Raw genomic sequence first — 20,985 nt, forward strand, 5'->3', positions numbered from 1 at the left:
TTATGAAAAATTTAGTTCTAATTGTTTTTGTCGTTGGCCTGTTTGGATATGGTCAAGACAATGACTATTCAAAAAAAGTTGAATCATTAGATAGCACAGTAAAAACCCTTTACAGTGTAATCTCTGGCGATAAAGGCGAAGCTCGGAATTGGGAACTATTCAAATACCTTTTCCATAAAGACGCAAAACTCATTCCTACCGGAAAGACTAAAGAAGGTCTACATGGTGCGACTTTCATGACGCCTGATGATTATATTCAACGTGCTGGTAAATGGCTAGTTGAGAATGGGTTTCACGAAATTGAAATAGGTCGTAATGTACAAACCTTTGGACATATCACTCAGGTATTCAGTACTTATGAATCCTTCAGAAATAAAAGCGATACAGAACCTTTTATGCGAGGCATTAATAGTATTCAATTGCTCAATGATGGAAAACGATGGTGGATTATCAATATTTATTGGCAACAAGAAACAGATGATAATCCAATACCAAAGCAATATCTCAAAAACGAATAAGATGATAAAATTTGTCTTATGTATTTGTTTATCATCTTTGAACTTAAAAGCCTACAGCTAGACATTTTCAACGATGAGATGAAATAACTACTATCAAAAGGTTAAATCATTTTAGTTTAGTCATTTTACTTCTTATTTTTATCAAAACATTTATCGCATTAGTTATGACATTTTCATTTAAATCAAATACAATTATACTATTAGTATTGTCTGTATGTTTTTTGAGCTCTGCTCAAGACACTTCAAGTAAAGCTCAACCTGTTTTTAAAGATGGTGAAGCCCAGATTGTCAAAGCATTCAGTGATTCGGGAAATTGGATCAGGCATGACCTATGGGTCGAAACAAATTTTGATACTGATGGTGATGGCAAACTAGATCGTATGCATGTTGATGTCACACGACCAGAGCAAACCGATAGTGAAGGCTTAAAACTTCCTGTGATTTATGAAACCAGTCCATACTATGCTGGAGTTGCGGCTGATGTTGAAGGTGTATTTTGGAATGTAAAAGTAGAACTAGGAGAAGCCGCTGAAGAACGCGTGCATCCTGAAGTAAAGCGTCGTGGAAAGCGTCCGATTATTTCCAATTCACTAATTAGAACCTGGGTACCTCGAGGTTATATAGTAGTACATTCATCATCGCCCGGAACAGGATTATCGCAAGGCGCTCCAACCGTTGGAGGTGATAATGAATCATTAGCACCTAAAGCCGTGATTGATTGGCTAAATGGTCGAGCAAAAGGTTACACTACGCCTAATGGAACAGAGGAAGTAAAAGCCTTTTGGTCTACAGGTAAAGTTGGTATGACTGGAACATCTTACAATGGAACTTTACCCCTAGCTGCAGCCACAACTGGTGTAGAAGGTTTAGAAGTGATTATTCCTGTAGCTCCTAATACATCCTATTATCATTATTACAGATCTAACGGATTGGTACGTTCTCCAGGTGGTTATTTAGGAGAAGACATAGATGTACTTTATGATTATATTCATAGCGGCGATGAAAGTAAACGTCCTTATAACAACAAAACAGTTAGAGATACAGAAATGGCAAACGGTATAGACAGGATTACTGGAGACTATAATGACTTTTGGGCTGGACGTGATTATCTTAATAAAATGAAACCAATGAAAGCTGCCTTATTAATGTCTCACGGATTTAATGATTGGAATGTGATGCCAGAACATAGCTTTCGTATCTATAAAGCTGCAAAAGAAAAAGGATTACCAGCACAAATTTATTACCATCAAAATGGTCATGGTGGCCCACCTCCAACTGCAATGATAAACCGTTGGTTTACAAAATACTTACATGGCATTGAAAATGGTGTTGAAAATGAAGAAAACAAAGCACATATTGTTAGAGAGGATGATAAAAGAGCAAATCCGACAGCTTATAAGGATTATCCAAACCCAGATGCAACAAATGTTGTTTTACATCTCTCTTCTGGTGGAAATACCGTTGGAGGCTTGACTACATCCAAAACTAAAGGCAAGGTGAAAACCGAACAACTCATTGATGATGTAAGCTTTTCTGGAAAAGATCTAGCCAAAGCTGAAAGTTCAAAAAACAGATTGTTATATGTCTCTCCAATACTTACTGAAGATATACATATCTCGGGATTAGCAAACATAACTATTGAATTAAGCAGTAGCAAACCTGCAGCAAACCTATCAGTTTGGTTAGTTGCATTACCTTGGGATGGCGGAAAAATCACTAATGACATTATTACTCGTGGTTGGGCAGATCCTCAAAACCATAAGTCGCTGAGCGAAAGTGAGCCGTTAAAACCCAATAAAGCATATACCTTAAGTTTTGACTTGCAGCCAGATGACCAGATTATCAAGAAAGGTCAACAAATAGGGTTAATGATCTTTTCAAGCGATCAAGAGTTCACCCTACACCCAGATCCAGGAACCGAGCTAACAATTAACATTAAAAACACCAATTTAAAGCTACCTATAGTTGGAGGAATAGAGGCTTACAAGAAAGCTACAAATAAATAAATAAATGACAGAAATTTGTATTGCAAAAAACAAAGATGACTACCTCAATATTGCACAATTAGCCAATGTCATTTGGCGTGAGCATTACACGCCTATAATTGGAGTTGACCAGGTAGAATATATGTTAACTAAATTCCAGTCTCCCAAAGCCATCAACACACAAATTGAAAATGGTTATAAGTATTATATCATCAATCACAATCAAAACCTAGCGGGTTACTTATCTATTAAAAAGAAAAACGCCTCCTTATTTCTAAGTAAAATATATGTATCAAAAGACCTTAGAGGTCTTGGCATTGGAAAAACAGCATTAAACTTTATTGAACAAGAAGCCATTAATAATAGATGTCAATCTATAACGCTAACTGTAAATAGACATAATACACATTCTATCAAAGCTTATGAGAAATTAGGATTCATAAAAACTGGGACAGTAGTTCAAGATATTGGTAAAGGCTATGTAATGGACGATTATACAATGGAGAGACCCTTGTAATTAGTGAATGTGTTATTTTTTCTACAAAGCTTGCAACGTCACTTAATTCTTATCCTCTAACAAAGGCACAAATCGAAACTCTCCAAACTCATGTTGTTCAAATTCTTTTGGACCTTTCCTGATAAAGAGTGTCATAATTTGTATGTCATCTCCAACTGGAATAACCAACCGACCTCCTATTTTTAATTGGCTCAATAAAGGCTTTGGTACAAAAGGTGCTCCAGCCGTGACAATAATACTATCAAAAGGTGCTTCAGATTCTAAACCTATATAACCATCTCCAAAAACGAATTTTTTGGCTCTATACCCTAACTTTGGTAAAAACTTACTGGTTTTTTTATACAATTCATGCTGACGTTCAATGCTAAACACCTTGGCTCCTAAAACACACAATACAGCAGTTTGATAACCACTTCCCGTTCCAATTTCTAAAACTTTATCACCAGGTTTGACTTGTAATAGTTCGGTTTGAAAAGCTACAGTATAAGGTTGTGAAATGGTTTGATCTGCTGCAATTGGAAAGGCTTTATCCTGATAGGCATGATCTAAAAACCCAGAATCCATAAATAGGTGTCTAGGGATTTTACCAATAGCATTAAGCACCTGTTCGTTGGTAATCCCTTTCTTTTTAATTGTTGCGACCAGTTTTTGTCGTAGTCCTTGATGTTTAAGCGTGTCTTTCAAAGTAGTTAAGTTTACTTATGCTAAAATAACTGAAACATTTTTATACTGAAAGTTAAATCTAATTGATTTATCAACCACATAAAAACAACTATTTTTTATTATTCATTTCACACAAAAAAACTCCGAAAAATCTTATTTTTGTTGAAAACATAAAATAATGCTAAAAGCAGGTGTTCTTGGTGCTGGTCACCTTGGTAAAATTCATTTAAGACTTCTTAATCAATCTGATAAATACGACCTTGTTGGGTTTTATGATGCAGACGAAACCAATGCAAAAAAGGTAGAAGCAGAATTTGGTTACAAATATTTTGATTCAATTGAAGGACTTATAGACGCTGTAGATATGGTAGATATCGTTACGCCTACCTTATCTCACTATGATTGTGCTAAAAAAGCCATAGCCAAAGGCAAGCACATTTTTATTGAGAAACCTATTACGAATACAGTTGAAGAAGCAGAGCACATTAGGTCTTTATTAGCTGAACATGATATTAGAGGGCAAGTTGGGCATGTAGAGCGTTTTAATCCTGCATTTATTGCGGTGAGGGATCAAGTAAACAATCCAATGTTTATTGAAACACATCGATTGGCTGAATTTAACCCTCGTGGTACAGATGTTCCTGTTGTTCTTGACTTAATGATTCATGATATTGATATTATCTTGAGTGTAGTGAAATCTAAAGTAAAGAACGTCTCAGCTAGTGGTGTTTCAGTTATTAGTGATACTCCAGATATTGCAAATGCACGTATCGAATTTGAAAATGGCTGTGTTGCCAATTTGACAGCCAGTCGTATTTCACTAAAAAATATGAGAAAAACACGTTTCTTTCAAAAGGATGCTTATATCTCTGTAGATTTTCTTGAAAAGAAGTGTGAAGTTGTAAAAATGAAAGATGCACCTGAACAACCTGGAGATTTTGATATGATACTCCAAAATGCTGAAGGTATAAAAAAGCAAATCTATTTTGACAACCCTGAAATAGCTAACAATAATGCTATTTTAGATGAGCTAGAAACCTTTGCCGATGCTATTAACAATAATACCACACCTATCGTGACATTACACGATGGTACCGAAGCATTACGAGTTGCAACGATAATTATAGATCAATTTTAATCTCCTTTGAAGAAGGAAACCTCAATACTTAAAAAAATAATAATACGATTTCCAACCTTATGGAAATAAAAACTAATTTTCAATGAAAAATGTAGCAGTAATTGGAGCCGGAACTATGGGAAATGGAATTGCCCACACGTTCGCTCAATCTGGATTTAAAGTTCAATTAATAGATATCAGCGAAGACTCTCTTAAACGAGGTATGGCTACCATTTCTAAAAATTTAGATAGAATGGTTGCTAAGGAGAAAATTTCCGAAGCCGATAAGCAAGCCACTTTAGATAATATTACAACGTTTACTAATATCACTGAAGGTGTAGAATATGCAGGTCTTGTCGTTGAAGCTGCTACAGAAAATATTGATTTAAAACTAAACATCTTTAAACAGTTAGATGACGCTTGTCCAGATGATACTATTTTAGCTACTAACACGTCTTCGATTTCAATTACGCAAATTGCTGCAGTGACATCTCGTCCAGATATGGTTATTGGAATGCACTTTATGAATCCTGTACCAATCATGAAACTAGTTGAGATTATTCGTGGCTACAATACTAGTGATGATGTAACTAATACGATCATGGAATTGTCAAGAACTCTAGGTAAAACACCTACAGAAGTTAATGACTATCCTGGATTTGTAGCTAATCGTATTTTAATGCCAATGCTCAATGAATCTATCGAGACCTTGTATAATGGCGTTGCTGGTGTCGAAGAAATAGATACGGTTATGAAATTAGGTATGGCACATCCAATGGGGCCTTTACAACTAGCCGATTTTATTGGACTTGACGTATGCTTATCTATTTTGAACGTAATGTACGACGGATTCAAAAACCCAAAATACGCACCTTGCCCATTACTTGTTAATATGGTAAGAGCTGGAAAACTTGGTGTTAAATCTGGTGAAGGGTTTTATGATTATTCTGAAAGTCGAAAAGCAGAAACAGTAGCAAAACAGTTTGCAAAGTAACTTTCTTTTTTAGTATTTGTATGAGGCATTTGTTTATTTGTGGTGTTATCTTTTTTTGGGCAGTGGCCTGCAAACAAGACAACAAGACAACATCTGAACCAGTGATCACTGCAGATGAAATAGATAGTAAACAAGATTCCGTTTTGGTTGCTGAGCAAAAAACAGACTATCATAAACTCTTCGAAGATCGATCAAATTACAATTCGGACGGTTTTGACTTTCCAGTTGGTAAGCCCAATGCTCGTGGTTATTACAATGCTCAAAAATTTCAAGAAAATAATCATTTGGGTGATGATTGGAATGGTGTTGGTGGTGGAAATACTGACCTAGGAGATCCAATATATTCTTTAGCAAATGGTTATATTAGTGAAGTGAAAGATTATGAAGGTGGTTGGGGTAATATTGTTAGAATAGTGCATTTGCATAACAACAAACTATACGAATCTTTATATGCGCATTGTGATACTATTTTAGTATCTGAAAATCAATTCGTAAAAAAAGGTGAGCAAATTGCTACTATTGGTAACTGCAATGGCAACTACCTTGCTCATTTGCATTTAGAGTTAAGGGATTCGGTTGGCTTAAGTATTGGTCCTGGATATTCTTCTGATACAACAGGATATTTAGACCCTACAGATTTTATAAATAAAAACAGAAACTAATTGGCAAAAATACTTCCATTTAAAGCAGTTCGACCTACACGAGATAAAGTGAGTTTGGTGGCTTCTCGCTCTTACCAAACCTATACACAAGCTGAACGTGAAGCTCGCTTAGATTATAATCCTTTTTCATTTTTACATATTGTGAATCCAGGTTATAAGTACGCAAGAGAAATTACTGGTACCGAACGCTATACTCTGGTAAGAAACCGTTATTTAGAATTTAAGGAAGATAATGTATTTGTACATGATAAAACACCCTCTTTTTACATATACAAGATTGTAGATAGAGATCATCAAGTATTTAATGGAATTGTGGCAGCCGCTAGTGCAGAAGATTATGAAAATGACATTATCAAAAAGCATGAAGATACCATAGAGTATCGAGAACGTATTTTTAAAGATTACCTAAAAACTGTAGGTTTTAATGCAGAGCCTGTGCTTCTTACCTATCCTGACAATAAGGTCATCTCAACAATTATTACTGAAACACAGAAGGAGCGCGCAGAATTTGAATTCACTACCACCTACAGAGATACACACTATCTTTGGAAACTAGATGATCCAAACCTCATTGAGATCGTAAAAAATGAGTTTGAAAAGATGTCGACCATTTACATAGCCGATGGGCATCATCGCTCTGCGTCGTCTTATTTATTATACAAAGACGAAAAAAACAATAATCCAAACCATAAAGGGGATGAATCTTATAACCAATTTATGACCTTTCTTATACCTGAATCTGAATTACGCATTCATGAATTCAATAGACTGGTTAAAGATTTAAATGGTCTTACAAAAGAAGAATTTTTAATTGAATTAGATACCATTTTCAGAATAGAAAATAGAGGTATTATGCCATACAAACCATCTAAAAAGCATCATTTCAGCATGTATCTTGATGGTGAGTTCTATTCCTTATACCTAAGAAAATCGTTATACAATTTCAAAACCTCTTTGGATGCTCTAGATCCTCAGATCTTATACAATACTATTCTCAAACCCATTTTAGGTATTGATGATTTACGAAACGACGTACGTATTGATTATATCAACGGAAAGAAAGACATCATTAATGTAAAAGATCGTATTGACAATGGCGAATTTGCTGTTGGTTTTGGTATGGTTCCTGTAGATATTAATGAAATGAAGCATATTGCTGACGACGGACTCAAAATGCCACCAAAGAGTACATTTATTGAGCCTAAATTAAGAAGCGGTGTTACGATATACGAATTTTAAAAAATGAGCATACAAGACAACCTAAATAAAATAAACTCTCAACTCCCCGAACATGTCACGCTTGTTGCCGTGTCAAAAACCAAGCCTGTAAGTGACCTAATGGAAGCCTACAACGCTGGTCAGCGGATTTTTGGAGAAAATAAAATCCAAGAAATGGTTGAGAAATATGAGCAAATGCCCAATGATATTGAATGGCATATGATTGGTCATGTGCAACGCAACAAGGTGAAATACATGGCTGAGTTTGTACATTTAATTCATGGTATAGACAGTTTGAAATTGCTCAAGGAAGTTGATAAACAAGCTAAAAAATATGACAGGATTATTAATTGTTTACTTCAAATTAAAATTGCTAAAGAAGACAGTAAATTTGGTATGTCTTTAAGCCATGCAAAAGAATTATTGAGATCAGAAGAATTTTCACAATTAAACAACGTTAACATTAGTGGTGTTATGGGAATGGCAACATTTACTACTAACAATTCACAGATTGAACAAGAGTTTAAGAGACTTAAAACGACGTTTGATGAATTAAAAAGCATACAGCATTCAATTGAAATTATAAGCATGGGTATGAGTGGAGATTATCAATTAGCGATTGACTGCGGAAGTACAATGATTCGTGTAGGAAGTAGTATATTTGGCAGTCGTAATTATTCAAATTAAAAACAGAGAGATATCTACGCAATTTTAGACATAGAGACCACTGGAGGAAAATACAATGAAGAAGGTATTACAGAAATTGCTATTTATAAATTTGATGGCCATCAAGTCCTTGACAAATTTATTAGTTTGGTCAATCCTGAACGAGAAATCCAACCCTTTGTAGTTAATCTAACTGGTATAAACAACCATATGCTTAAAAGTGCGCCAAAGTTCTATGAAGTAGCCAAGCGTATTGTTGAAATTACTGAAGATTGTATTATTGTTGCCCATAATGCACAATTTGATTATAGAATTTTACGAACAGAGTTTAAGCGTTTAGGCTTTGGCTTTAAGCGAAAAACATTATGCACAGTAGAACTTTCGAAGCAATTAATTCCAGATCAACCTTCATATAGTTTAGGCAAATTAACGCGTGCTCTTGGTATTCCTGTTAGTGATAGACATAGAGCCAATGGTGATGCTATGGCAACAGTAAAGCTTTTTAAAATGTTACTGTCAAAAGATTTGGATAAACACATCATAAAAGACAATATAAAAACGGAAATCATCAAACGTCTTAATGATAACCACCGCGTAATTATTGATAAGTTACCATCCATTACAGGTGTCTATTACATTCATGATGAAAATGGTGAAATCATATACATTGGAAAAAGTAAAAATATCAAGCATCGTATCAATCAGCATTTTACGAATAATAGCACCAAGTCAAAAAAACTACAACTCTTAGCTAAGTCTGTGACCTATGAAGCAACAGGTAGTGAACTAGTTGCATTACTAAAGGAAAGCGAAGAAATAAAAAGAAACAAACCCTTGTATAACAGAGCATTAAGAAGAACTATATTTACTCATGCTTTATATCATTTTATTGACGAAAACGGCTATATCAATTTAAAAATTGATAAAACAAACGCTAAAGAAAAACCTATCACCACGTTTAGCAATATGCAAAGTGCTAAAAGTTTCATGTTTAAAGTTATGGAGCATTATGGCCTTTGTCAAAAATTAACAGGATTATATCCTACGAAATCAAATTGTTTCAACTACACCATTAAAAGTTGTAATGGCGCATGTCTTAACGAAGAATCTCCAGAAGACTATAACAAGCGTGTTCATGAGCTCATTTCAAAAAATAGCTACGAAAATAAAAATATGGTCATTATCGATCAAGGTCGGGACATTGATGAAAAAAGTGTGATTTATATAGAAAATGGTGTCTTTAAAGGCTTAGGCTTTTATGACCTCAATCACCAGATTAATACTATCGAAGTCCTTGAATCTATAATTACGCCTATGGAAAATAATAGAGACACGCAGCACATCATACAAAGCTATTTAAGGCGAAACAAGAAGGTTAAGACAATTTCACTTTAATAGTATATGAAATATATTAGTCATATTTTACTTCTGCTTTTTTTTACCGCTACTGCTCAATCAAAATTTAACTCTGAAAGTTTTGACGTTACTAAAGCAGATTTAAAGTTGAAGGTGTTTGAAAAAGATTCTACTGCCAATGCATTAATAATTAGAGAGGAAGGCAACAGTTATTTTTACCATAAAACCAATGGTATTCATTCTGAAATAATAAAAAAACTCAAAATTTTTAATCAAAATGGTTATGATAATGCTGATGTCTCAATAGTATTATATAAAAACAATGAGGGTGATAAAGAAAAGGTTAAAAACATTAAAGCTACAATCTATAATATTGAAGACAATCAGATTGTAAAAACTAAATTAAAGAAAATATCGATTTTTGAAGAAAATTATGACGATAATCATACCATCCTAAAGATTGCTTTTCCTAAAGTTAAAGCAGGTTCAGTAATAGTCTATAGCTACAAAATTATTTCTCCATTTATATTTAAGTATAAAGAATGGAACTTTCAAGAAGAAATCCCCAAATTATATAGCGAATATAATACTAGTATACCTGCTCCTTGGGAGTATCATGTGAAACTCGTTGGAGCCCAAAAATTATCAACTAACGAGACAATTACTGAGTCTTTTTGTTATCAAATATCTAAATACTCAAGAACAGATTGCGTTAAAAATAAATACGTTATGAAGGACATTCCTGCATTCATCAAGGAAGATTACATGACTACAAAAAACAACTATCTCGCTAGAATAGAGTATGAACTAAAAACCTATAAGGGTGTATATAAAAAAGGATTAAAACATTTTACCGAGTCATGGGAGACTATTGACAATGAAATATTAACAGAAACCAGTTTTGGAAAAGAAATAGCTAAAAAAGATAAATTCAAGAATACACTTTCTAATGAGATTATCGCGATTAGCGATAGTTTATTGAAAGCAAAAACCATTTTAAAATATGTTCAATCAAATTTTAATTGGGACGGTAATTACGAAATGTTTCATGATGTATCCATTGAAAGTTTGTTGAAAAATAAATCGGGCAGTTCTGGCGAAATAAATGCGCTGCTTTTTAGATTATTAGATGATGTAGGTATTAATGTAAAGCCCATAATTATTTCTACAAGAGAAAATGGTTTTATAACTACATATTATCCCGTAATTTCTGATTTCAACTATCTTATTATAAAAGCAGAAATAGATGGAAAAACCTATTTGCTCGATGCAACCAGCAAATATATTTCCTTTGGCGAAATCCCATTTAGATGCCTTAATCAATATGGGAGGGTTTTGAGTTTTGAAAAAGGGAGTTCTTGGTATGAACTAAATATAGAGGATACAAGCCTAAGGCAATACAGCTATGTTCTAAATATTGATAAGGATCAAAATGTAACAGCAAGCATAGATTTTGAGACCACAGGTTATCATGCTTTACCAATAAAGGAAAGTTATTTTGAAGATGAAGAAAAATTTATCAATGCCTTCAAAAATGAATACGATTTTGTTGATATTTCAAACTTTGAAGTATCTATAAAGGACAAAACATCAAAAAAGTTTATCACTAAATTTGATGTTCAAAACACTGCAGAACTAATAGGTAACAATGTATACTTTAACCCTATATTATTTAAATTTTTCAAGAAGAACCCTTTCAGACTTCAACAGCGTAGTTATCCAATAGATTTTGGCTATAAGGATACTTACATTTATAAAATAAAAATTAATGTAGATGAAGCATATAATATCCTAGAGATTCCTGAAAACACAAACCTAGTGCTGCCAGGAAGAGAAGCATCAGTACTCTTTTCTGCACAAAAAACAAACAACGAAGTTCTACTATATTTCAAATTATCATTCAATCGCGCTACTTACGCTCCAAATTATTATGAAGCTCTTAAAGAAATAATGTCTAAGGTTATAGATATCCAAAACAACGCACTTATTGTTTTAGAGAAAAAACAATAAACTTTTTAGTATTTTTGAATTAATGAACAACCTAACATCAAAGTGGCAAAAAAAACTTCATGAAATAATTTATGAAGCAGATACACCTGCTGGAAAATTATTTGATGTGGTTCTCCTTATTGTTATTCTTACTAGCATTATTTTAGTTATGCTAGAAAGTGTTAATAGTATTGATACAAAATATCATAACTTTCTTGTTGTTTCTGAATGGATTATTACTATTTTATTTTCTATAGAATATATTGCTAGGGTCATCACTGTTAAAAAACCATGGAAGTATGTTTTTAGTTTCTATGGCATTGTAGACCTCTTATCTACAATACCTATGTATCTATCATTCTTTTTTGTAAGTTCTAGTTCATTTGTTGCGTTTAGAGCTTTACGACTATTACGAGTCTTTAGAATTTTAAAACTTACTCGCTATATAGGTGCTTCAACAAATTTTGTTCGCGCCTTAAAAACGAGTCGTGCAAAAATTGCCGTTTTTCTTTCATTCGTGATCATTCTTTGTATCATTTTAGGTACAGTCATGTATTTGGTTGAAAGTGAAGAAGGTAGTGGATTTACAAGTATTCCTAGAAGTGTCTATTGGGCTATTGTTACCTTAACTACTGTAGGTTATGGAGACATTGCTCCCGCAACACCTTTAGGTCAATTCATTGCATCCTTAATTATGATAATGGGTTACGGGATTATTGCTATACCAACTGGAATCGTTTCATCTGAAATGACAAAAATAAAAAAGCATGATGTACACACAAACACACAATCCTGCCCAAACTGTTTAGCCGGTAATCACCGCGATGGTGCTCACTTTTGCCATAATTGTGGTAATATTTTAAATGAAGAATAAATATTTAATATCTATTGTTGGTCCTACTGCCATAGGAAAAACAGCACTTAGTATTAAACTAGCTAATTATTTTAATACGGAAATCATCTCGGCAGATTCTAGACAATTCTACAAAGAAATGCAAATTGGAACTGCAGCGCCAACGCCATCAGAATTAGCAGCCGCTCCACATCATTTTATTAAACATTTATCTGTAGAGAATTATTACAATGTTGGTGCTTTTGAAAATGACGCTATTGCCTTACTTAAAACACTTCATGAAGAACATCAAGTAGTTATTATGGTTGGTGGCTCTGGGTTATATGTCAATGCGGTCACAAAAGGTTTAGATGATTTGCCGAAGGTTGATATAGCCATAAGAGAGCAACTTAATACTAGACTACAAACCGACGGACTTGAAGTCTTACAATTTCAGTTAAAACAGTTAGACCCAAAAGCTTATCAATCAATTGCTATAGATAATCCGCAACGTGTGATAAGAGCTTTGGAGGTATGCTTATCTAGCGGAAAGCCCTACTCTTCCTTTTTAAAAGGCAAGGATAAAGTGAGAGCCTTTAAAACAATTACAATTGGTTTAACAGCCGATCGAGCTATTATATATGATAGAATTAATAGACGAGTTGATTTAATGATAGATGAAGGGTTAATTGACGAGGTCAAAAGCTTACAGTCTAAGCAGGAACTTAATGCTTTAAACACGGTTGGCTATAAAGAATTATTTAAGTATTTGAATGGAGAATGGGATTTGAATTTTGCCATTTCAGAAATAAAAAAGAATACGAGACGCTTTGCAAAACGGCAGCTCACTTGGTTTAAAAAAAATGAAGATACGCTTTGGTTTGATTACAGTACACCTACTGAAGACATTATTGAAGCCCTGATGAGAGGTATAAAATTAGTTTAAATTAATTTGTTTTGAAATAAATCATAAAAATGCTTGTTTTCAGTTAATTAGACCTACATTCGCAGCTTAAAATAATCTAATATATATTATGAGTAGAGGTACAGTAAAATTCTTCAACGATTCTAAAGGATTCGGATTTATAACTGAAGATGAAAACAACAAAGAACATTTTGTACATATTTCAGGTTTAATCGATGAAATTCGTGAAGGAGATGCAGTTGATTTTGATTTAACTGAAGGAAAAAAAGGATTGAACGCAATTAACGTAAAAGTTGTATAATATTTCGATATTTTTTTAAACAAAAAAGCCAATCACTAGTGATTGGCTTTTCTTATTTTTATTACGTTTGTTTAAGCATCTTGATTAACTACTAATCTAAAGCCTTCACCATGAATATTTAAAATCTCAACGTTTTCATCTAACTTTAAATACTTTCTTAGTTTAGCGATATATACATCCATACTACGTGATGTAAAGTAGTTATCGTCTCTCCATATTTTGGTTAACGCTAATTCACGAGGCATTAAATCATTTTCGTGTAATGCTAGCATACGAAGCAATTCATTTTCCTTTGGAGACAATTTAATAGGATCTTTACCATTAAATTTCAAGAAACGTAATTTAGAGTTTAAATCAAATCTTCCTATTTTGAATTCAAATTGCTTACTATCTGCAATTGTATCTGTAGCCTTTCGTTGCATGATCGCCTTGATCTTCATTAAAAGTACTTCGCTATCAAATGGCTTATTTAAATAGTCGTCTGCTCCTACTTTATAACCTTTAAGCACATCCTCTTTCATAGCCTTGGCTGTTAAGAAAATAATCGGTACATCGGTATTCTTTTCTCTAATCTCTTTGGCTAGAGTAAATCCATCTTTGTAAGGCATCATTACATCCAAGATACACAGATCGTAATCATCCTTTTTGAATTTTTCGAAACCTTCCATTCCGTTTTTAGCATGAACCACATCATAGTCGTTCATATTTAAATAATCTTTTAAAACAGTTCCAAAATTTGGATCGTCTTCTACTAAAAGTATTTTCTTATTTTGCTCTTCCATAATTTATGATATTAATGGTAGCTTTATTGTGAATGTGCTACCTTTTCCCTTTTCACTTTCTACTGATATATGACCTTGATGGTCGTCTACAATTCGTTTAACATATGCCAAACCTAAACCATGACCTTTTACATTGTGTACATTTCCAGTGTGTTCTCTATAAAACTTCTCGAACACTCGCTTTTGAACTAACTTAGACATTCCATTTCCTTGATCTGAAATTTTAAGTAGAACATTATTGCCAACATTTTCAGTATAAACATCAATTTTAGGAGCATTATCACTGTATTTAATAGCATTGTCTAAAATATTGACAATCACATTTGTAAAGTGAGTTTCGTTAGCCAAAACTGACGATTTATCTGCTTCTAGATGCGTCTTAACATAGCCTTTCCTATCTTCAACTATCAATTCTACATGAGTCACTGCATCTTCAACTAGGTCGTGTAACTTCACACGTTCCTTACTAATATTAAGTTCATTTTTTTCTAACTTAGAAATTCGCAATACATTTTCTACTTGAGCATGCATTCGCTTATTTTCATCTTTAATCATTTTCAAGTAGCGCATGACTTTATCTTGATCTCCTATTATTTTTGGGTTTCTAATAGAGTCTAAAGCTAAATTTATTGTCGCAATTGGTGTCTTAAACTCATGCGTCATATTGTTTATAAAATCTGTTTTTATTTGAGAAATTTGACGCTGTCTAATTAATTGATAAATGGCGCTTGAATAGGCCAAAATGATTATAGATGTAAAGATGATAGATAATACAATCATTCCTAATATAGAAGACAACAAATACTTTCTTCGCTCTGGAAAATCTACATAGAGTGAATATTTACTTCTTCCTTTATCATCTAAGAAAACTGGAATTCCAATAGTTGATTCAGGATTCAATTCGAAATTATCTGATCTAATTTTTGTAGATAAATCCTTATCAAAAATCGCATATTCAAAAGCTGTTTTTATACCATTAATAGAAAACTGCGATTGCAAGAAATCTGAGACTTCATCGTTAGTAATACGTTTGTAAATTGGATAATTTTTATATACAGCTCGATAGTTTTTTTTGTAAAAACTACGACCTAAATCATCCATTGTACTATAATCTCTGAAGGTTTGTGTTGGGCTTAAGCTAATTTTACCATCTATAGGACTGCGGTCATAAACTTTAGTTTCACTTATATTAGTAAACCTACTTATGTTTATACTGTCTGTACCAATGTCAAAGAACAATGATGGCACTTTAAAGCTTTCTTCCGCAATGGCATTTTTAAATCGAATCGCCTGATTTGTATCTTCATCAAAAGAATCATAAATCAAGAGTTGCTTGATTTCTGTTGTATCAGGTGTTCGACCATTTTTAGTTACCTCTTTATATAGTCTATCGTAACTTAGAAGTTCTTTATCTTCTATCGCTTTAGACACTAAACTTAGAGATCGAATTACGTCAGACGTAAATTGTTTTTCCTCGTTTTTTAAGGTATTATTAATAAAAAATGCTTGAACGAAAATGATGCCGATGAGTGACAAACTCATCAAAACCACCAATAAAATGAATAGCTTTTTGCCCATCGTTCAAATTTAGTATTTTAACATTTAGAACGATTGCCATTTAACCTTACATTAACAAATATGTTAAAATTGGCGTTTTTTGATTTTTTTAAGGATAGATTGATGAATTTTTTGAACTTGTTTTTTCACATCTTCTAAATCATCGTTAACAATCACAAAATGAGACTTTTCTATTTTTTCTTGATCACTCATTTGATTGTTTAAAATGGCCATGATTTTTGATCGACTGCTATTATCTCGCTTGATAACACGTTTAATGCGTTCTTCAATATCTGCAGTAACTGTAATAATAAAGTCGTATTGTTCTTCTTTACCTTGTTCAAAAATAATTGCTGCTTCTTTAATAACGTATTCAGATTTTTGTTTAGTCATCCATCTTTTAAAATGTGAAGCTACTTTAGGATGCACTATAGCATTCATTCTTTCTAAGTATGTTTTATCATTGAAGATTTTCGATGCAATATACGCTCTATTAAGTTCATTGTCTACATAAGCCTCTTCTCCAAAAAGAGCAATGAGTTTGCGCCTAATTACTTTAGATCTTGCCATAAGTAGTTTTGCTTCTACATCTGCAATATAAACGGGAACATCTAAGGCTTCAAAAAAAGCTGCAACTGTAGTTTTACCACTACCTATACCTCCTGTAAGTCCTACTATCGTCATTTAATGATTATATATTCTACTTTATTCTGCTTCATTTTTGCAGACTTAACTTTATTCGAATTGACAATTAATTTAGGTGTGAAATATGGTTTTCCAGATTTTATAACTTCATTATAGTCACACTCAATCTTAAAGTCATTTGGTGTGACATGCTTATAGTCTTTCAAACTAATATAATATGAGACTGTTATATGCTTCGGAAAAAAATTGATGTCCTTTTTGTTAGGCTTATTTAATATAGTGATCGGAATTTTGAATGTTCCTTCGGTAAACTTGTCGACCTCTGCTTTAATCCTTGTTTTTTCTGCTGAAAGCTTCAAATGCTTTGAGGCTTTTACGAATTCTAAATCGACCAAAGTATTTATATTAGTTTTTACATCGCTTAAATCAAAAGGTTTGGTTTCAATAAATTCTATTTCAGAAATTTCCTCTTCAGCACCAATAACTTTAACAGAATCTGGAATAAGCTCTATCTCATTTAAGGCATCATATCCACTGCGAAAATTGATCTTCGATTTTAGGATAACTGGTACTTTTTTAGTGCTTAATTTTCCAAACGGGAATACTAACGTATCTGGTTTTACCGAAACAATTTCAACTGAATTTCCAAATTGTTCTTTAATCGCATATCTCCCTTTTTCGGCAACCCATAGATACGTATTATCTTTTATGTCAGTACTATTTTCAAAATCTAATACATAGGTCTTATCATAAAAATAATATGAGAACAAATTAAATCCATGTGTAGACACTGTCACATTCACCTTAGGAATACTATCTAATGTAATAACATTAGTCTCTGGTAAGTTTTTATACTCAATACTAAGAGGAATTGTTTCTACATAATTTTCTGAAAGTTTGGTCACCACTAAAATTAAAAATGCTATTAAAAAGAAAAGCCCAAAAACATTTAATTTCTTGTTTCTAATTGACTGCCCTAATTTTAGTTTTATACTATTTAGCATTTTTAAAAAATAATTTAGGAAATCTTTGTTCAGGATGCTTATTTAAAATCGAAATGGCAAACGTAGATTTTAAAAATCCATAACCATAACCAAAGAACTGAATAAAAATAGCCAAAATTGATTGAATAGCTACACTAAGACTTAATGTTTGGGTAAATGCGAGAATAAAGGCTAATACAAGATAGACGATATAAACACTCAAAAAGAATTGATAATTTAATAAGAACAATACAATAGAAACAATAAAACCTATTGTAAACAATGTAGGAAACCAATACGTCAAACGTGATGTTTTTGGATGCCATTTATTAAGTATTGGTCTTACTAAGCCAAACTTATGAACTTGTTGATAGAATTTTTTCCAAGAAATTCGTCGTTTATGATAAACGTAAGCTTCATTAATTAATATCGTATTATAACCTAAATCATTTAACCTTATAGATAAATCGGGGTCTTCACCTGGATGAATCACACCAAAGCCTCCAGATTTTAAAAAGGCTTCCTTTGATAGCCCCATATTGAAACTTCGAGGTTGAAATTTATCGCCAGAGATACGTCCTCCGCGTATACCTCCGGTTGTTATATAGGAGGTCATGGCAAAGTTTATAGCTTTTTGTAAATCTGTAAAAGAGCTATGAGCTGCATCTGGACCTCCATAGCAATGCACAAAATTAGAGGATAGGTAGTTACTTACAATGGTCAAGTATTGTTTAGGTAATAAACAATCAGAGTCTAAAATGATAAAGTAGTTCCCATTAGCTTTTTGCATTCCGTAATTTCTGGAATCTCCAGGCCCAGAATTTTCCTTGTAGTAATATGCAATATTTAAATCATCAAAATTTTCAACTATAGTTTTGCAATCAATGCTAGAACCATCTTCTACAATAACAATCTCAAACGACAAATCGCCATCCAAACTACTAAAACTACTGAGGAGTTCCTGTACTTCATCTGGTCTATTAAATACAGGAATTATAAAGGAAAATTGTAATGCTTTCATACCTCACAAAGGTAAGTAAAGAAAATACAAAAGCCACCTTTAAGGTGGCTTTTGAATAAGTATTTAAATTTAAGCTTATTGCTTAATAATTCTCACAGTTTCTGTAACATCACCAATTGTAACTTGAACGAAATAAGCTCCTTGGCTTAATGTATTCATGTTAATTGTGCTTTCAACAGCATTAGGAGCAGTTCTAAGAACTTCTTGTCCTAACATGTTATATACAGCAACGTTTTGAATATTTTTTTGTGCATTTAATGTTAATTCACCTTTCACTGGGTTAGGGAAATATGTAAATGCGTTTTCATTTTCAAATTCTTCAGTACTTAATGCATCTGGAGACCATATTTTAACTGTAATATCATCGCCAACAGTAGAACCTGTACCATATTGAAAAACTCTAGTATAGTATGTTTCACCTACAGTTAAGCCTGTAGCATTTACTTCCTCAGGGTTTCCACTATCATCACAACCTACTACTGTTAAAGAGCCACAAGTTCCTGAATATAATACAGCAACAAGGTCTGTAAAGTTACTTGTCTCGTAAGTAACGTTAACATTAGTTGTTAAAGCTTCAAAAGAATACCAAATATCGTCATTTGCTGTTCCAGTAAAACCATTACATTCCTCAGCTGGTAAACCTGAATCGGTAGCACCATTAAGAGTTCCTGCAGTTGGAGTCGCCGAAGCTGCATCAACTATACTTGTTTCTTGTACTACTAATTGTGCTGTTGGACAATCATCATTAGCTGGAGGACATACAAAACTTACAGCTGGTAAATCCACATTACATCCTGCATCAGATTCATGCTCTAAAGTAATTACAACATCAGTACCTGAAGCAAAAGGACCTATATTTACAACTCCTGTTGCACTTGTATTTGTACTTGCTACACCTCCATCGTTAGAAATTGTAATCGTAGTTGAGTCACCTAAATCAGTTACATCTACATCAATAGAGAATTCACCTGTCCCACATTCGTCTACAATAGATGTAGTAGCTGTTGCAGCTGTACATGGTAAAGAATAAAGACAGAACTCTACCGTTGTTGCAGCAGAATCTGTCCAAATCATAGCAAAATATGAATTACCTGGAGTTAATCCTGCAATCGAACCACTTGCATTATTGAAACAAGTAGCTGGTACTTCAGTTAAAGAGCCACAAGCACCTTCATAAATTATAATTCCAGGACTTCCAGTTCCGGAAACAAATTCCATCTGACCTGATGCTGGAGCAGTAAATGAATACCAAAGACCTAAATTTCCGAATGTATCACAACTAACCAATTCATCAGCACCTTCAGTAGCCACTGACGTTGAAGTAACAGTATTACCTGGACATGTACTAGCTGATGGTATCGCTATGCTTATAGCTGTTCCGCAATCATCATTAGGGGCTGGGCAAGTAAATGCTACATTACCTAAATCTGCACTACAGATAGGATCTACGTCATGATCAAGAGTAATATTTACATTAGAACCAGAAGCAAATGGTCCAACAGAAACAACACCAGTAGTTGTTACATCTGTTGAAGCAACACCACCATCATTTGAAATAGTAACTGTAGTAGCATCTCCTAAGCTAGTCACATCAACATCTATAAAGAAATTGTCAGCTCCTCCACAATCGGTTGTACCTAAAACAGCATTACCCTCAACTGGAGTACATGTAGGAGGAGGTCCACAAGTAATTGCAGCTTCCCAACCGTCTCTTGTAACTGAACCATCAGAAGTAAATACAAATGTTAAACATCCTGAAGCATCAGTTGAGATTATAGTCATTCCTTGTAAATCACCTGATCCGTTAGGAGTTGCGTCATCTCTATCCCAACACCATATTGTTCCCCCTCCAGGAGGGTCAATAGTAGTAGCAGTATTGTCTGCTCCGTCATGAATTGTTAAACCATCATAACATCCTGTTCCATTATTTTCAGTAGAAAAGAAACTAAAATCTACAAAAACCACATCGCCTGGATTGTCTGGGCATATTGTATAAGTAATATTTTCATTACTAGAATAATCAGATCCAGCACCTCCAGAATCGGTAAAAGTGTCTCCACAATTTTGTGCAAAAACTGCAAAAGAGCTAAACAGCATTGCTACAAATAATAAAGTAATTTTTTTCATATTTAGTTGAATTTAATTAATAAGTCTTAAAATTATGATATTTCTCTAATAAACAGAAATGTATATTATATAATCGATAAAAAGGGAAAAACACCGATGAAAAGAGGTATTGATTTCGAAATCAATA

Annotated in this window: 20 protein-coding genes; 13 read left to right on the top strand and 7 right to left on the bottom strand. The window is 33.3% G+C overall.

Features of this window, described 5'->3' with window-relative positions; all coding sequences use genetic code 11:
* Positions 1–2: 2 nt before the first annotated feature.
* From KWG70_RS08540 to KWG70_RS08550, 3 genes are all read left to right on the top strand, one after another.
* The gene (locus KWG70_RS08540) at positions 3–518 is read left to right on the top strand and encodes a hypothetical protein (RefSeq protein ID WP_230935584.1); all 516 of its coding nucleotides are present in this window, start codon (positions 3–5) and stop codon (positions 516–518) included.
* A gap of 164 nt (positions 519–682) precedes the next feature.
* Positions 683–2,524, top strand: coding sequence for a Xaa-Pro dipeptidyl-peptidase (locus KWG70_RS08545; RefSeq protein ID WP_230935585.1), 1,842 nt, complete (start codon positions 683–685; stop codon positions 2,522–2,524).
* A gap of 4 nt (positions 2,525–2,528) precedes the next feature.
* Positions 2,529–3,020, top strand: coding sequence for a GNAT family N-acetyltransferase (locus KWG70_RS08550; protein ID WP_230935586.1), 492 nt, complete (start codon positions 2,529–2,531; stop codon positions 3,018–3,020).
* Between the two features lie 42 nt (positions 3,021–3,062).
* On the opposite strand, the gene KWG70_RS08555 is transcribed toward KWG70_RS08550, so the two are convergent.
* A complete protein-coding gene (locus KWG70_RS08555) occupies positions 3,063–3,704 on the bottom strand; it encodes a protein-L-isoaspartate(D-aspartate) O-methyltransferase (RefSeq protein WP_230935587.1) in 642 nt (213 codons plus the stop codon).
* Between the two features lie 157 nt (positions 3,705–3,861).
* Here KWG70_RS08555 and KWG70_RS08560 point away from each other — a divergent pair, with 157 nt between their 5' ends.
* The 10 genes from KWG70_RS08560 to KWG70_RS08605 all read left to right on the top strand — a co-directional run bounded on the left by KWG70_RS08560 (position 3,862) and on the right by KWG70_RS08605 (position 13,743).
* Positions 3,862–4,821 (top strand): Gfo/Idh/MocA family protein, encoded by a 960-nt coding sequence (locus KWG70_RS08560; RefSeq protein ID WP_230935588.1) that lies wholly within the window; start codon positions 3,862–3,864, stop codon positions 4,819–4,821.
* A gap of 82 nt (positions 4,822–4,903) precedes the next feature.
* The gene (locus tag KWG70_RS08565) at positions 4,904–5,794 is read left to right on the top strand and encodes a 3-hydroxyacyl-CoA dehydrogenase family protein (protein WP_230935589.1); all 891 of its coding nucleotides are present in this window, start codon (positions 4,904–4,906) and stop codon (positions 5,792–5,794) included.
* Positions 5,795–5,814: 20 nt separating this feature from the next.
* Positions 5,815–6,456 carry a M23 family metallopeptidase gene (locus KWG70_RS08570; RefSeq protein ID WP_230935590.1) on the top strand — a complete coding sequence of 214 codons (642 nt, stop codon included), beginning with the start codon at positions 5,815–5,817 and terminating at the stop codon, positions 6,454–6,456.
* A complete protein-coding gene (locus KWG70_RS08575; protein ID WP_230935591.1) occupies positions 6,457–7,695 on the top strand; it encodes a DUF1015 domain-containing protein in 1,239 nt (412 codons plus the stop codon).
* Between the two features lie 3 nt (positions 7,696–7,698).
* Positions 7,699–8,361, top strand: coding sequence for a YggS family pyridoxal phosphate-dependent enzyme (locus KWG70_RS08580; protein ID WP_230935592.1), 663 nt, complete (start codon positions 7,699–7,701; stop codon positions 8,359–8,361).
* Between the two features lie 12 nt (positions 8,362–8,373).
* Positions 8,374–9,735: an exonuclease domain-containing protein gene (locus KWG70_RS08585; RefSeq protein ID WP_230935666.1), complete on the top strand. Its 1,362-nt coding sequence runs from the start codon at positions 8,374–8,376 to the stop codon at positions 9,733–9,735.
* Between the two features lie 6 nt (positions 9,736–9,741).
* A complete protein-coding gene (locus tag KWG70_RS08590) occupies positions 9,742–11,706 on the top strand; it encodes a DUF3857 domain-containing protein (protein WP_230935593.1) in 1,965 nt (654 codons plus the stop codon).
* 22 nt (positions 11,707–11,728) lie between these two features.
* A complete protein-coding gene (locus KWG70_RS08595; protein WP_230935594.1) occupies positions 11,729–12,559 on the top strand; it encodes an ion transporter in 831 nt (276 codons plus the stop codon).
* On the top strand, positions 12,549–13,463 hold the full coding sequence (gene miaA, locus KWG70_RS08600; RefSeq protein WP_230935595.1) for a tRNA (adenosine(37)-N6)-dimethylallyltransferase MiaA: 915 nt from the start codon (positions 12,549–12,551) through the stop codon (positions 13,461–13,463). Before KWG70_RS08595 ends, miaA begins: the two co-directional genes overlap by 11 nt.
* 88 nt (positions 13,464–13,551) lie before the next feature.
* Positions 13,552–13,743 (top strand): cold-shock protein, encoded by a 192-nt coding sequence (locus KWG70_RS08605; protein WP_230935596.1) that lies wholly within the window; start codon positions 13,552–13,554, stop codon positions 13,741–13,743.
* 71 nt (positions 13,744–13,814) lie between these two features.
* Here the strand turns inward: KWG70_RS08605 and KWG70_RS08610 are convergent, their stop codons facing one another.
* The 6 genes from KWG70_RS08610 to KWG70_RS08635 form a co-directional block, all read right to left on the bottom strand.
* Positions 13,815–14,525 carry a response regulator transcription factor gene (locus tag KWG70_RS08610; RefSeq protein WP_230935597.1) on the bottom strand — a complete coding sequence of 237 codons (711 nt, stop codon included), beginning with the start codon at positions 14,523–14,525 and terminating at the stop codon, positions 13,815–13,817.
* Between the two features lie 3 nt (positions 14,526–14,528).
* Positions 14,529–16,103 carry a sensor histidine kinase gene (locus KWG70_RS08615; RefSeq protein ID WP_230935598.1) on the bottom strand — a complete coding sequence of 525 codons (1,575 nt, stop codon included), beginning with the start codon at positions 16,101–16,103 and terminating at the stop codon, positions 14,529–14,531.
* A gap of 63 nt (positions 16,104–16,166) precedes the next feature.
* Positions 16,167–16,766, bottom strand: a complete 600-nt coding sequence (gene coaE, locus KWG70_RS08620) for a dephospho-CoA kinase (protein WP_230935599.1) — start codon at positions 16,764–16,766, stop codon at positions 16,167–16,169.
* On the bottom strand, positions 16,763–17,731 hold the full coding sequence (locus KWG70_RS08625) for a CdaR family protein (protein ID WP_230935600.1): 969 nt from the start codon (positions 17,729–17,731) through the stop codon (positions 16,763–16,765). Before KWG70_RS08625 ends, coaE begins: the two co-directional genes overlap by 4 nt.
* Positions 17,721–18,731, bottom strand: a complete 1,011-nt coding sequence (locus tag KWG70_RS08630; protein ID WP_230935601.1) for a glycosyltransferase — start codon at positions 18,729–18,731, stop codon at positions 17,721–17,723. Before KWG70_RS08630 ends, KWG70_RS08625 begins: the two co-directional genes overlap by 11 nt.
* Before the next feature lie 75 nt (positions 18,732–18,806).
* On the bottom strand, positions 18,807–20,858 hold the full coding sequence (locus KWG70_RS08635) for a T9SS type A sorting domain-containing protein (RefSeq protein ID WP_230935602.1): 2,052 nt from the start codon (positions 20,856–20,858) through the stop codon (positions 18,807–18,809).
* Positions 20,859–20,985 lie beyond the last annotated feature (127 nt).

The organism is Psychroserpens luteolus, assembly GCF_021032705.1.
GTDB lineage: Bacteria > Bacteroidota > Bacteroidia > Flavobacteriales > Flavobacteriaceae > Psychroserpens > Psychroserpens luteolus.

Coding starts and splice junctions, on each gene's coding strand:
- KWG70_RS08605 (WP_230935596.1), top strand. CDS start 13,552: ATGAGTAGAGGTACAGTAAAATTCTTCAACGATTCTAAAGGATTCGGA.
- KWG70_RS08590 (WP_230935593.1), top strand. CDS start 9,742: ATGAAATATATTAGTCATATTTTACTTCTGCTTTTTTTTACCGCTACT.
- KWG70_RS08595 (WP_230935594.1), top strand. CDS start 11,729: ATGAACAACCTAACATCAAAGTGGCAAAAAAAACTTCATGAAATAATT.
- miaA (WP_230935595.1), top strand. CDS start 12,549: ATGAAGAATAAATATTTAATATCTATTGTTGGTCCTACTGCCATAGGA.
- KWG70_RS08630 (WP_230935601.1), bottom strand. CDS start 18,731: ATGAAAGCATTACAATTTTCCTTTATAATTCCTGTATTTAATAGACCA.
- coaE (WP_230935599.1), bottom strand. CDS start 16,766: ATGACGATAGTAGGACTTACAGGAGGTATAGGTAGTGGTAAAACTACA.
- KWG70_RS08545 (WP_230935585.1), top strand. CDS start 683: ATGACATTTTCATTTAAATCAAATACAATTATACTATTAGTATTGTCT.
- KWG70_RS08610 (WP_230935597.1), bottom strand. CDS start 14,525: ATGGAAGAGCAAAATAAGAAAATACTTTTAGTAGAAGACGATCCAAAT.
- KWG70_RS08570 (WP_230935590.1), top strand. CDS start 5,815: ATGAGGCATTTGTTTATTTGTGGTGTTATCTTTTTTTGGGCAGTGGCC.
- KWG70_RS08560 (WP_230935588.1), top strand. CDS start 3,862: ATGCTAAAAGCAGGTGTTCTTGGTGCTGGTCACCTTGGTAAAATTCAT.
- KWG70_RS08615 (WP_230935598.1), bottom strand. CDS start 16,103: ATGGGCAAAAAGCTATTCATTTTATTGGTGGTTTTGATGAGTTTGTCA.
- KWG70_RS08565 (WP_230935589.1), top strand. CDS start 4,904: ATGAAAAATGTAGCAGTAATTGGAGCCGGAACTATGGGAAATGGAATT.
- KWG70_RS08540 (WP_230935584.1), top strand. CDS start 3: ATGAAAAATTTAGTTCTAATTGTTTTTGTCGTTGGCCTGTTTGGATAT.
- KWG70_RS08580 (WP_230935592.1), top strand. CDS start 7,699: ATGAGCATACAAGACAACCTAAATAAAATAAACTCTCAACTCCCCGAA.
- KWG70_RS08635 (WP_230935602.1), bottom strand. CDS start 20,858: ATGAAAAAAATTACTTTATTATTTGTAGCAATGCTGTTTAGCTCTTTT.
- KWG70_RS08625 (WP_230935600.1), bottom strand. CDS start 17,731: ATGCTAAATAGTATAAAACTAAAATTAGGGCAGTCAATTAGAAACAAG.
- KWG70_RS08550 (WP_230935586.1), top strand. CDS start 2,529: ATGACAGAAATTTGTATTGCAAAAAACAAAGATGACTACCTCAATATT.